The organism is Paraburkholderia sp. TE9906 (assembly GCF_056279605.1).
Window position 1 is genome coordinate 69,371 of the sequence record NZ_JBWCCT010000007.1, and the last position, 12,481, is coordinate 81,851.

Here is a 12,481-nt window from a genome sequence, read left to right on the forward strand (position 1 = left end):
CATTGTCGCGCTGCTTATCGGCAAAGTCGATAACAGTCAGCGTCCCTAGTGGGGTTCCCGATTGACGACGATGTCAATATGATGACGGAATTCCCCGCATGATTGCCCCGCGCGAGCGCCCTCAGCCCGCTTCGCCCGTGAAAAAAAGATGACCAAGGATTCCGCCCACACCGCGCTGCTCTGGATCGTCGCCGCCGGTTTCTTCATGCAGTCGCTCGACACGACGATCGTCAACACCGCGTTGCCGTCGATCGCCAACAGCCTGCACGTCGCGCCCCTCGCGATGCAACCGATCGTCGTCGCCTACACGCTCACCATGGCGATGCTCACGCCCGCCTCCGGCTGGCTCGCCGACCGCTTCGGCACGCGGCGCGTCTATTTCGTCGCAATCCTCGTGTTCGTGCTCGGCTCGGTCTGCTGCGCGAGCGCGCACACGCTCGGTCAACTGGTGCTGGCGCGGGTGCTGCAAGGTCTCGGCGGCTCGATGCTGCTGCCGATCGGCCGGCTCGCCGTGCTGCGCAGCGTGTCCGGCGAGCAATACGTGTCGGCGCTCGCGTTCATTTCGATTGCCGGCCAGCTGGGGCCGATCGCCGGACCGACGCTCGGCGGCTGGTTCGTGCAGGCGATCACGTGGCACTGGATTTTCCTGATCAACGTGCCGATCGGCGCGGCCGGTCTGTATGCGGTGCAGCGGTTTTTGCCGTCGCACGACACCACGCAGGCGCCGCCGTTCGATTTCATCGGCTGCGGTTTGCTGTCGCTGTGCATGATCGCGTTTTCGCTTGCCATCGACGCGCCGGTTCCCTCGCATCGCGCGGCCTGGTCGGCGGGGCTGTTCGCGCTCGCCGTCGCCAGCGCACTCGCCTACATTCCGTACGCCCGGTCGCGGCGCGATCCGCTCTTCAAGCTGTCGCTCTTCGGCGAGCCGAACTTCAGCGTGGGACTGATCGGCAACCTCGTGTGCCGGGTCGGCTCGAGCGCCGTGCCGTTTCTCGTACCCTTGCTGTTGCAGCTGCAGCTGGGCTACTCGCCGCTGCACTCGGGTCTGATGATGCTGCCCGCGGCGCTTGCCGGCACGCTCGCCAAACGCTGGATCGCGCCGCTCGTGCGCCGCTACGGTTATGACACGTTTCTGCTGGTCAACACGATCATCGTCGGATCGGCGATCGTCGGGTTCGCGTTGATCTCGCGCGGCACGCCGCTCGTGATCGAGATCGCGATTCTGGCCGTGTTCGGCGCCGCCAACTCGATGCAGTTCGCGGCGATGAACAGCGTCACGCTGAAGGATCTTTCGCACGAAGATGCGGGCAGCGGCAACAGTCTCTTCTCGATGGTGCAGATGCTGGCGATCGGGCTGGGCGTGTCGATCGGCGGCGGGCTGGTGAATCTGTTCTCCGCGCAATCGGGCTCGGGCGCGCTGGGGTTTCGCCTCGCCTTCGTGTGCGTCGGCGTGATCACGCTGCTGTCGGCGTGGGTGTTCCGTCATCTCGACGAGCCGTCCGGCACGCGCGTCGTGCGGGGACAGGCGGCGCCGAGCGCGGGGCGGTGAGGCGTTCTCTGTTCCCTGTCTCATTCTTCGTGATTGCCGGTCGGCGGCTTGTCGATCGCCGCCGGTTCACCAACCCGTGGCGCATGTCGCCGCAACTGGCCGGGCCTGATCTGATTGCATAGATCCGGTGCCCTGCTATCCCCTCCTTCCCCTATCCGGCAAACTATGGATAGCCGCAAAGCCATCGCACGCCTGAACCGCGCCCTCCTGCACGGCCGCGACACGTTGCGCCCTCCGTTGCCGCGACAAAATATGTGCACTGCATAGCGAGAAACGCATCCCATCGTGTTTCCGGGTTGCGCTCGCGCAAATCAACGGCGACAGCGCGACTGACGCAATAGCGTCGCCATCATTGCATTCATGACACGCGATCATTTATTGGTCTCGACAGCCCTTACGCCCCTGCGCGAGGGCATGAATTCAAACAGAATTTCGCGTTAGCATGTCGTCCATTAGTCATAACAAAAGGAAATTCACATGCCATTTGACGAGCGCATGCTGAACGGCATGGGCGTGCTCACGGCGATCGTCGATTGCGGCAGTTTTGCGGCGGCCGGCGAAGCGCTCGACATGTCGCAATCCGGGGTTAGCCGTTCGGTCGCACGGCTCGAAGCGCGCCTGGGCATTCGCCTGTTCGATCGCACCACGCGCTCGGTCATGCTGACCGATGAAGGCCGGCGCTTCTACGAACAGATCGTGCCGCTGCTCGGCGGGCTCGAAGAAGCGGCGGCTTCAGCCGCTCACGGCGCGACCGCCGTACGCGGACGCCTGCGCGTCAACATGGACCCATTCTTTTCGCGCCTCGTGCTCGGACCGCGCCTCGGCGGTTTCATCGACAGGCATCCAGATCTGCAACTCGAACTGATCACGCGCGATCAGTTGGGTGATATGGTCGCCGACGGTTTCGATCTCGCGATCCGCTTCGGCGATCCGCCGGTGTCGACGCTGATCGCTCGCAAGCTGCTGGACACGCGCATTCTGACGGTGGCGGCGCCGTCGTACCTGAAGAAACATGGACATCCGGCCAACCCGGCCGAACTCGAAAACGGCCAGCATGTATGCATCAAGTTCCGCGATCCGTTGACCGGCTACCCGTTCGCGTGGGAGTTTCATCGCGGCCGCAAGAAGCTCGTGATAACGCCGCAAGGCCGCCTGACGGTGAACGACGTAGGCACGTTGCATAGCGTGTGCACGGCGGGCCAGGGCGTCGCGCAGATTCTGTCGCTCGGCGCGGAGTCGTTGCTGGCGAGCGGCAAGCTGGTCGAGCTGTTTCCCGAATGGGGCGACGAGGTGTATCCGCTGTATGCGCTCTATCCGTCGCGGCATCATCCGCCGGCCAAGGTGCGGGCGTTTTTCGAATTCATCGTTTCGCTGACGGGCGGTGCGCCGCGCGACGCGGCTGCATGAAGCAGCCGCGCGGCACCAGGCCTGCGCCTTGCTGCATCAAAGCTGTCTTCCACCCAGGAGAGCGGCAATGAGCGAAACCCAGCAACATGCAGCGGGCAAACCGGCTGACATCGAACACCCGCAGCCCGTCAAGCACAGCGATAACGAAAAGAGCAAGCTGCCCGAACGCCACGACGAGGGCCGCGACCAGTCTCCCGCGGACCGTCCCGGCAAGAAGCCCGGCGAGGGCGAGCCCTCGGTCAGTTAAAAAAATAAGCGCGTTTTGTCAAGCGGCTTTGCTGTAATTCGGCAGCGAAGCCGCGTCAATTTTTTCCCTTTCATCGGCTTTCGGAAGGCAAACATTTCTTCCTGATTTTTACCGAATATTTTTTTCGCATAATGGACTATTTTGCTGCTTGCAGCGATACGCGCGCCACGCGAACCGGCTGCCGCCCCTTAATCCATAAAAAAGGCGACGCCCATGTCCATCCCCCAGGCTCCTCCCCGTCTCGCCAAAGTCTCGATCTGCTTGCCGACCTGCAATCGCCCCGAGCTGATCGCCGATTGCATCGATTCGTGCCTCGGTCAGCGCTACGGCAATCTGGAAATCGTGATCGGCGACGATTCGAAAGACACCCGCACCCAGCAACTGATCGCGGCCCGCTATGGGCGGGAGCCGCGCGTGCGCTACACGCTGAATCAGCCGCCGCTCGGCCAGGCCCGCAACGTCGCGAGCCTGTTCGAGCGCGCGAGCGGCGACAAGATCCTGCTGATTCACGACGACGATCTGCTCACCACCGACGGCGTCGAAAAACTCGTGTCGCTGTGGACACGCCATCCGCAACTCGGGGCCGCTTTCGGCGACCAGTACGAAGCCGATCACGACGGCGCCGTCGACTTAGACGCGAGCACGCGGCTGAATGCGGCGTTCCGGCGCACGAAGGACGCCGAAGGCTTGCAACCGCTGCCGGGCAAAACCGGCCTGATCCAGATGTTCCCGAACAACGGCTGGATGGCCGACGCCCGTCTCGTGAAGCGGATCGGCTACAAGGATCAGTACGGCACGTGCTGCGATTTCGTGTTCGGCACCGAGCTCTGTCTCGCGGCGCGCGAAGTGTTCTATCTGCACGACTATGTGTCGGTGTATCGCAAGACCGCGACCTCGATCTCGCGCAGCACGCGCGGCACAGAGACGGCGGCGACGGTCAGCGCGTATGCGTTCGTGAAGGCGTTACCACTGCCGCCGCAACTGGAGCCGTCGCGCAAGCTTGCGCTGCGGCGTCTCGCGCCGATCGTCGTGTCGGTTCATGCGCGCAACCGCCAGCCATTGCGCGGTCTGCAGATCGCGCTCGCCCATCTGTACGCGTACAACTATGGGCTCAGTGCGCGGTTCTACTATCACCTTCTGATGCTTGCACGGGGGTCCTTGAGCGCGCAGCAACAGGCCGTTGCAGCGGCTACGGCGGCGGCAGTGGCTGCCGCGCCCGCGGTGGTGGCCGATCCGGCGGCCGTCGTCGAGGAGCTCGTCAACGAGCTCGTGACGGATCGATCCGAGCCGGTGTGATTCGCGGTGCGCAGGTGCTGACGTGGCGATGGCGCATCGGTTGCGTGTCGCCGCGGTCGTCGCCGTCAGCACAACTGAGGATGCGCGCGCGTGGCGCAGCTAGCCGTTACGCGTTTTTCGCCGCACGTCTCTCACCACGCGGCCTCGTGCCCCACCGCCGCCGACCCCACCTCTATGCGCATATCCTGCTAAGCATCCTCTGCTTAGCAAACGCGTATTTGTTGCTTGGTGCGGCGCAGGACGCTGATTACGATGAGCTCGAACCGTCATCAGCCCGGAGGTGATTCGCCATGTCGGACAGTGCCTGTTTCAAGCCGCGTGTGATCGAACCGGTGGTCGTCGATCAGCCGGAAGGATTGGGGCTTGCGGTGGAGTTGTGGCTCGTGCAGCCCGTCGACGGCATCGCGGGTCGCGCGCTGCAGATTCATTTGCGCAGCGGCACGAAGATGGCGCAGGCGGAGGCGCTGCGCGATCTGTTGCATGCATGGGGCACGGAGATCGTCGTCAGTTGAGCGTGTCACCGGCCGCTTCGTTCATGCAATGAAAACGGCGGCCGGGTCGCCCCAGGCCGCCGCTTTTCAACCGCTCACTCCCGTGCGCGGCCCTGCTGTCCCGTGGACGCTCAAGGTTCGTGACGCAAGTACCCTTCCGTCGACGGATCGCGCATACGCAGCGCCACGATGCCGGCGATCGCGCACATCACCGTGACGTACCAGAAGAACATCGTCTCGACACCGACCGACTTCAGCCACAACGCCACGTATTCCGCGGAGCCGCCGAAGATCGCGTTGGCCACTGCGTACGACAGGCCCACGCCGAGTGCGCGCACTTCCGGCGGGAACATTTCCGCTTTGATCAGGCCGCTGATCGACGTGTAGAAGCTGACGATCGCGAGCGCCAGCACGACGAAGCCGAACGCCGCATACGGGCTCGTCACGTCTTTGAGCGCATGCAGCAGCGGCACGGTGCCGATCGTCGCGAACAGGCCGAACAGCAGCATCGAACGACGCCGGCCGATACGGTCCGACAGCGCGCCGAACGCCGGCTGCATCAGCATGTAGACGAACAGCGCCGCGGTCATCACCGAGCTGGCCGTTTTCGTTTGCATGCCCGCCGTGTTGACGAGGTACTTCTGCATGTAGGTCGTGAAGGTGTAGAAAATCAGCGAGCCACCAGCCGTGAAGCCGAGCACCGTCATGAACGCGCCCTTGTGCACCCACAGGCCGCGCAGCGTGCCGGCTTCCTTGCGCTGACGCGTCGCGGCGGTGGTGGTTTCGTCGAGCGATTTGCGCAGATACAGCGCGATCAACGCGGCGATCGCGCCGATCACGAACGGCACGCGCCAGCCCCACGCCTTGATTTCTGCAGGCGACAGCACCTGCTGAAGGATCACGATCACTAGCAGCGCGCACAACTGGCCGCCGATCAGCGTCACGTACTGGAACGACGCGAAGAAACCGCGCCGGCCCTTGAGCGCGACCTCACTCATGTAAGTCGCGCTGGTGCCGTATTCTCCCCCCACCGACAGCCCCTGGAAGAGCCGCGCGACGAGCAGCAGCGTCGGCGCCAGCGCGCCGATCTGCGCGTAGGTGGGCAGCATCGCGATCACGAGCGAGCCGCCGCACATCATGAACACCGAGATCATCATCGCGGTACGGCGGCCGTGTTTGTCGGCGAGGCGGCCGAAGAACCAGCCGCCGATCGGACGCATCAGGAAGCCCGCCGCGAACACGCCGGCCGTGTTGAGCAGCTGCGTGGTGGTGTTGCCGCTCGGGAAGAAGGCCGGCGCGAAATACAGCGCGGTGAACGAATAGACGTAAAAGTCGAACCACTCGACGAGATTGCCCGATGAAGCGCCAACGATCGCGAAGATGCGGCGCCGTGTGTCGTGAGCCGAGGCCACGGATTGGTCGGTTAGGTCGGTCATTGCTGGTGTCTGTCCTTGTCTTGAAACGAAGATGGCGGTCGTGTCGCCGCCTTCACAACGTGCGCCGCGAGGTGCTAGCCGTGCGCGTGCGCGAATTTTACAGAATTGCAAGCGGAAGATGGGTGTTTGTCAGTCAATCTTATGACGAGGTTCGGCGCATGGCCGTGCGAGTGCGCCTGCGCCATGGCCTGATGAGAAAAGCCCCTGGCAGTCTGGCGACCGTCAGGGGCTTGGGAACAGACATCGAATGGCGTTCGACCGGCCGCCAATCCCGCGTATTTCACACTCTCACAATGGGCGGCACGTACCGGCATTCGTAGCGCTTGCGCACCGTGCCGTTCTCGTCGACGCTTTCGAGAAACACGTCGAACTGCCACAAACGCGCCATGTGCTTGAGCACCTCGTCGCTATCGGAGGACAGATGCCGGTTGTCGCTCATGAAGTGCCGCAGCGTCAGGCTCCGGTCGCCACGCGTGTTGACCGCCCACACCTGGATGTTCGGCTCCCGATGATGCATGTCGTACTGCCGTGACAACGCCTGCCGCACGTACTGATAACCGCTGTCGTCATGAATCGCCGACACTTCGAGCGCATCGCGCATGTCGTCGTCGAGCACCGAGAACAGACGCATTTCCCGGATCAGATGCGGCGACAGATACTGGGCGACAAAACTCTCGTCCTTGAAGTTGCGCATCGCGTAGTGCATCGCTTGCAGCCACGGACTGCCGGCCAGTTCCGGGAACCACCTGCGGTCTTCTTCAGTGGGCGATTCGCAGATACGGCGGATGTCGCTCATCATCGAAAAGCCGAGTGCGTACGGATTGATGCCGCTGTAATACGGCTTCGTCACCGGCGGCTGATAGACCACGTTGCTGTGCGAATGGAGAAACTCCATCATGAAGCCGTCTTCCAGCTTGCCCTGGTTGTACATCGTGTTGAGCAGCGTGTAGTGCCAGAAGGTCGCCCAGCCTTCGTTCATCACCTGGGTCTGCCGTTGCGGATAGAAGTACTGACCGACCTTGCGCACGATGCGGATCACCTCGCGCTCCCACGGCTCCAGCAGCGGCGCGTTTTTCTCCGCGAAATACAGCAGATTTTCCTGCGGCTCCGGCGGATAGCGCTCCTCGATCTCTTCGGGCAGCGGCGTATGGCGCGTGGGCAGCGTGCGCCACAGTTCGTTCACCTGCGATTGCAGATAGGCTTCGCGTTCACGGCGCGCGGCAAACTCCTTTTCGAGCGACAGTTTCTGCGGACGCTTGTAACGGTCCACGCCGTAATTCATCAACGCATGGCACGAATCGAGCAGCTCCTCGACGCGGTCGAGCCCGAAGCGCTCCTCGCACTCGGCGATGTAGTTCTTCGCGTAGACGAGGTAGTCGATGATCGCATGCGCATCCGTCCACAGCCGGAACAGATAGTTGCCCTTGAAGAACGAGTTGTGCCCGTAAGCCGCATGCGCGATGACGAGCGCCTGCATCGTCATCGTGTTCTCTTCCATCAGATACGCGATGCAGGGATTGGAGTTGATGACGATCTCATACGCCAGCCCCATCTGCCCGCGACGGTAGCTTTTTTCGGTGGAGAGAAAGTGCTTGCCGAACGACCAGTGACGGTAGTTCACCGGCATACCGACGGACGCGTACGCATCCATCATCTGTTCGGCGCTGATGAGTTCGAGCTGGATCGGATACACGTCGAGTTCATATTGCTCTGCAACACGGGCAATATGCGAGTCGTACTCTTCGATCAATTCGAAGGTCCAGTCGGACGGGCACGGCAGAGGCCGTCTATCGGCTACGTTCATACGGACTTCCCTTTGCCCCTCAGTGGGCGTTCCGGTGTGTCCCCGTGCTGCAGCGCTGTCGACTGCTGCGGCCGCGGCGGCGCCAGCATGGTCCGCCCCGGCCTCGGCATGCCCCGACTGTTGCTGCGGCACGCCTTTCCCGCGCTCCGGCTGATAGCCGCGCGCTTCGTTGTGCAGGTGCTCGTTCGTCATGAGGACGCCACCTGCTTTTCAAACAGCTCGCGAAACACCGGATAAATGTCGGCCGCGGTTTCGACCTTCTTCATCGCCATGTGCGGCTGGCTCAGCGCCAGCTGCGCGTATTCGAGCCACAGATTCTGTTCCTCCGGCGTGACCTGAATATACGCAAAATAGCGCACCTTCTCCAGGATGTCATCCGCGAGTATCTTGCGGCACTTGGGCGAGTCGTCGGTCCAGTTGTCGCCGTCCGATGCCTGCGCCCCGTAAATATTCCATTCAGTCGGCGAGTAGCGCTCGTCCATCACCTTCTGCATCAGTTCGAGCGCGCTCGACACCACCGTGCCTCCGCTTTCGGTCGAATGGAAGAACGTGTCTTCGTCGACCTCCTCGGCGCGCGTGTGGTGACGGATGAAGACCACTTCGATCTTTTCGTAGTTACGCTTGAGGAACAGATACAACAGGATGAAGAAGCGCTTGGCGAGATCCTTGCGCTGCTCGTCCATCGAACCGGACACATCCATCAGACAGAACATCACCGCCTGGCTCGACGGCGTGGGCTGCTTCACGCGGTTCACATAGCGCAGATCGAACGGATCGATGAACGGAATCCGCCAGATTCGGCCGCGCAGATGATGGATTTCCTCTTCGAGCAGCTTGATCTCGTCGCGGCGATCCGCGGGATCGGCCTTCATCGCCTCGAGCTGCCGCTCCATTTCGTGCAGCTGGTTGACGAGCGGCGCACCGAGCGCGATGCGCCGGCCGAGCGCGCTGCGCAACGAACGGACCACGTCGATGTTGTTCGGCGTGCCTTCGGCGGCCCAGCCCGCGCGGATGCTCTTCCACGTGGGCACGGCCATCAGATGGGTTTTGACGAGACGCGGCAGTTCGAGGTCGTCGAAGAAGTACTGCATGAATTCTTCGCGGCTCAGTTCGAACACGAAGTCGTCCTGACCTTCGCCTTCGTTGCTGGCCTGGTTGCCCCCGCCTCCGCCGCCGCCCCCTTGCGGGCGCTGGATCTTGTCGCCGCGGATGTAGTCCGAGTTGCCCGGATGCACCATCTCGCGCTTGCCGCCAGGACCGTGGCGGAACGAAGGCTCCGCGATGTCCTTGCGCGGGATCGTGATGCTCTGGGTGTTCTGGATGTCTTTGATGCTGCGGTCGCGCACCGCTTCCGACACGGCGCGACGAATGTAGTTTTTGACGCGGCGCAAAAAACGCTCGCGATTTGCAATGCTCTTGTTCTTGCCAGCCAACCTGCGGTCGATGATTTGATGAAGCACGCCCGGTCTCCCTGTCGATCGGAGCTAGCGCTTTGGCGCTGACTCCGGTCCGATGCAGCGCACGTCGATGGAGTCGGCGCTTTAGCCGTCGACCAGTGTTTGCGCTTTAGCGCGTCACTCCGGTCACCTGCAAAGCACTTGCTCCCATCCCACGCAGCTACTGTAATTTCCGGTGCGCGAGACACACGCCGCCTGGTGCAGCGTCAGCAACGCTATGTCCATGCAGCTTGCGCCTCGCAGGGTGCCCGCGCAACAGGACCGCGCGGGCGGCACGCCACGCCCGTCATGACGACTTGCGCACGCGCAGATACCAGTCACACAGCAAGCGCACCTGCTTCGGCGTATAGCCCTTCGTCACCATGCGATTGACGAAGTCTTCGTGCTTGCGTTGCTCTTCCGCCGAGCCCTTCGCGTTGAACGAGATCACCGGCAGCAGTTCTTCCGTGTTCGAGAACATCTTCTTTTCGATCACGACGCGCAGCTTCTCGTAGCTGATCCATGCGGGATTCTTCCCCGCGTTGGCAGCACGCGCACGCAGCACGAAGTTCACGATCTCGTTGCGGAAGTCCTTCGGGTTGCTGATGCCCGCGGGCTTCTCGATCTTCTCCAGTTCGGCGTTCAGCGCCGCGCGGTCGAAACTTTCGCCGGTGTCGTGGTCGCGGAACTCCTGATCCTGAATCCAGAAGTCGGCGTACGTCACGTAGCGATCGAAGATGTTCTGACCATACTCGGAATACGACTCCAGATACGCGGTCTGAATCTCCTTGCCGATGAACTCCGCATAGCGCGACGCCAGCACGTCCTTGATGAAGGACAGATACTTCTGCTCGGTTTCCGGCGGGAACTGCTCGCGCTCGATCTGCTGTTCGAGCACGTACATCAGGTGCACCGGATTGGCCGCGACCTCGGTCGAATCGAAGTTGAACACGCGCGACAGGATCTTGAACGCGAAGCGGGTCGACACGCCGGTCATCCCTTCATCGACGCCCGCGAAGTCGCGGTACTCCTGATACGACTTGGCCTTCGGATCGGTGTCCTTGAGATTCTCGCCGTCATAGACCTGCATCTTCGAGAACAGGCTGGAATTCTCGGGCTCCTGCAAACGCGTGAGCACCGACATTTGCGCCATCATCTTCAACGTGCCCGGCGCGCACACCGCATTCGCCAGCGACGAATTGCGCAGCAGCTTCTCGTAGATCTTGATCTCTTCACCGTAGCGCAGGCAGTACGGCACCTTCACGACGAAGATCCGGTCGAGCAGGGCTTCGTTGTTGCGGTTGTTGCGGAACGCCTTCCATTCCGACTCGTTCGAGTGCGCAAGGATCACGCCGTCGAACGGGATCGCGCCGAAGCCTTCGGTGCCCTTGAAGTTGCCTTCCTGGGTCGCGGTAAGCAGCGGGTGCAGGACCTTGATCGGCGCCTTGAACATTTCGACGAATTCGAGCAGGCCCTGATTGGCGAGACACAGGCCGCCGGAGTAGCTGTAAGCGTCCGCGTCGTCCTGCGCATACTGTTCGAGCTTGCGGATGTCGACCTTGCCGACCAGTGACGAGATGTCCTGATTGTTCTCGTCGCCCGGCTCGGTCTTGGCGATACCGATCTGGCGAAGAATCGACGGGTAGCGACGTATCACGCGGAATTTGCGGATGTCGCCGTTGTATTCGTGCAGGCGTTTGACCGCCCACGGACTGAGGATGCTTTTCAGGTAGCGGCGTGGAATGCCGTATTGTTCTTCGAGAATCGGGCCGTCTTCCTCGTAGTCGAACAGACCGAGCGGCGACTCGTTCACGGGAGAGCCCTTGATCGCGTAGAACGGCACGCGTTCCATGAGCTGCTTGAGACGTTCCGCGATCGACGATTTGCCGCCGCCGACCGGTCCCAACAGATACAGAATCTGCTTCTTTTCTTCGAGCCCCTGGGCCGAGTGCCGGAAGTAGGCGACCACCTGCTCGATCACCTCTTCCATTCCGTAGAACTCACGGAATGCGGGGTATACCTTGATGACCTTGTTCGCGAAGATGCGCGACAGGCGCGGATCGTTGCGAGTGTCGATCTGTTCCGGTTCTCCGATTGCCGTCAACATGCGTTCGCCAGCCGTGGCGTACGCGGCGGGATTGTCTTTGCAGAGCGCGAGATACTCCTCGAGCGAGAGTTCATCCTCTCGCGTTTTCTCGAAGCGGGTCGCGAAACTGCCGTAGATATCCATGCTACCTCCTCGCCGAAGTCTAGACCGATGTCGTGCGCGGCGCGCTATTCGGAAACGACATCGCTCGAATTCATCCTAAACCCTTTTAAATTTTTTTTCACGAACTACGTTGCGAAAATCGCGCCGTACCCGCCTCCCGACATTCATCACTTGGAAACCAAGTTTCGACCACCTACAATCTTGCACTCACATCGCAGCAATTCTGGCCTCATGTGACACGCCTGCTGCACCCGTCGTCATGGTCATGCGTCGGCCTTCCGGTCCGCACATTTCTGCTCAGTGCTCCTGCACGACTCCACTGCTCCACTTCATCGTCGTGATCGAACGATTTCGCTGCAGCATCGGACATGCTGTCTGCGTACGCACACTTTCTTACTGAACGCACAGACGTCATGCGTTTTTCATGCCCGGTCGCTTTTTTCATTCAACGCGCGGCACTTGCATCCGGTCGACACGCGCACGCGACTGTTACATGTGCGCTCATCCATCGTCAGGCGGTTCGTCAACGCGCGACACCATTTGGTTCCGCTCCATCCGACGGGCACACGATGATTCGTTGAGCGAGCGACGCGCTGCTCGCCGTTT

General features: G+C 61.8%; 9 protein-coding genes. 5 read left to right on the forward strand and 4 right to left on the reverse strand.

What is annotated here, in order from left to right:
* Nucleotides 1-148 precede the first annotated feature (148 nt).
* The 5 genes from ACZ9H4_RS19955 (at nt 149) to ACZ9H4_RS19975 (ending at nt 5,011) form a co-directional block, all read left to right on the forward strand.
* Nucleotides 149-1,549, forward strand: coding sequence for a DHA2 family efflux MFS transporter permease subunit (locus tag ACZ9H4_RS19955; RefSeq protein ID WP_408153693.1), 1,401 nt, complete (start codon nt 149-151; stop codon nt 1,547-1,549).
* Nucleotides 1,550-2,026: 477 nt separating this feature from the next.
* Nucleotides 2,027-2,956 (forward strand): LysR family transcriptional regulator, encoded by a 930-nt coding sequence (locus ACZ9H4_RS19960; RefSeq protein ID WP_408143750.1) that lies wholly within the window; start codon nt 2,027-2,029, stop codon nt 2,954-2,956.
* A 67-nt stretch (nt 2,957-3,023) separates the two neighbouring features.
* Nucleotides 3,024-3,203 carry a hypothetical protein gene (locus ACZ9H4_RS19965; RefSeq protein ID WP_408153695.1) on the forward strand — a complete coding sequence of 60 codons (180 nt, stop codon included), beginning with the start codon at nt 3,024-3,026 and terminating at the stop codon, nt 3,201-3,203.
* Between the two features lie 213 nt (nt 3,204-3,416).
* Nucleotides 3,417-4,499, forward strand: coding sequence for a glycosyltransferase family 2 protein (locus ACZ9H4_RS19970; RefSeq protein ID WP_476120479.1), 1,083 nt, complete (start codon nt 3,417-3,419; stop codon nt 4,497-4,499).
* A 290-nt stretch (nt 4,500-4,789) separates the two neighbouring features.
* Nucleotides 4,790-5,011, forward strand: a complete 222-nt coding sequence (locus ACZ9H4_RS19975; protein ID WP_408143756.1) for a hypothetical protein — start codon at nt 4,790-4,792, stop codon at nt 5,009-5,011.
* A gap of 110 nt (nt 5,012-5,121) precedes the next feature.
* Here ACZ9H4_RS19975 and ACZ9H4_RS19980 read toward each other — a convergent pair whose 3' ends face one another.
* The 4 genes from ACZ9H4_RS19980 to ACZ9H4_RS19995 all read right to left on the reverse strand — a co-directional run bounded on the left by ACZ9H4_RS19980 (nt 5,122) and on the right by ACZ9H4_RS19995 (nt 11,896).
* Nucleotides 5,122-6,426: an MFS family transporter gene (locus ACZ9H4_RS19980; protein ID WP_408143758.1), complete on the reverse strand. Its 1,305-nt coding sequence runs from the start codon at nt 6,424-6,426 to the stop codon at nt 5,122-5,124.
* A gap of 280 nt (nt 6,427-6,706) precedes the next feature.
* Nucleotides 6,707-8,422 carry a SpoVR family protein gene (locus ACZ9H4_RS19985; protein ID WP_408143759.1) on the reverse strand — a complete coding sequence of 572 codons (1,716 nt, stop codon included), beginning with the start codon at nt 8,420-8,422 and terminating at the stop codon, nt 6,707-6,709.
* Nucleotides 8,419-9,690, reverse strand: a complete 1,272-nt coding sequence (locus ACZ9H4_RS19990) for a YeaH/YhbH family protein (RefSeq protein WP_408143761.1) — start codon at nt 9,688-9,690, stop codon at nt 8,419-8,421. Before ACZ9H4_RS19990 ends, ACZ9H4_RS19985 begins: the two co-directional genes overlap by 4 nt.
* A gap of 283 nt (nt 9,691-9,973) precedes the next feature.
* Nucleotides 9,974-11,896, reverse strand: coding sequence for a PrkA family serine protein kinase (locus tag ACZ9H4_RS19995; RefSeq protein WP_408143763.1), 1,923 nt, complete (start codon nt 11,894-11,896; stop codon nt 9,974-9,976).
* Between the last annotated feature and the right edge of the window lie 585 nt (nt 11,897-12,481).

Bases quoted from the DNA above. Each gene is read 5' to 3' on its own strand.
- ACZ9H4_RS19975 (WP_408143756.1), top strand. From the start codon at position 4,790: ATGTCGGACAGTGCCTGTTTCAAGCCGCGTGTGATCGAACCGGTGGTC.
- ACZ9H4_RS19965 (WP_408153695.1), top strand. From the start codon at position 3,024: ATGAGCGAAACCCAGCAACATGCAGCGGGCAAACCGGCTGACATCGAA.
- ACZ9H4_RS19970 (WP_476120479.1), top strand. From the start codon at position 3,417: ATGTCCATCCCCCAGGCTCCTCCCCGTCTCGCCAAAGTCTCGATCTGC.
- ACZ9H4_RS19955 (WP_408153693.1), top strand. From the start codon at position 149: ATGACCAAGGATTCCGCCCACACCGCGCTGCTCTGGATCGTCGCCGCC.
- ACZ9H4_RS19995 (WP_408143763.1), bottom strand. From the start codon at position 11,896: ATGGATATCTACGGCAGTTTCGCGACCCGCTTCGAGAAAACGCGAGAG.
- ACZ9H4_RS19985 (WP_408143759.1), bottom strand. From the start codon at position 8,422: ATGACGAACGAGCACCTGCACAACGAAGCGCGCGGCTATCAGCCGGAG.
- ACZ9H4_RS19980 (WP_408143758.1), bottom strand. From the start codon at position 6,426: ATGACCGACCTAACCGACCAATCCGTGGCCTCGGCTCACGACACACGG.
- ACZ9H4_RS19960 (WP_408143750.1), top strand. From the start codon at position 2,027: ATGCCATTTGACGAGCGCATGCTGAACGGCATGGGCGTGCTCACGGCG.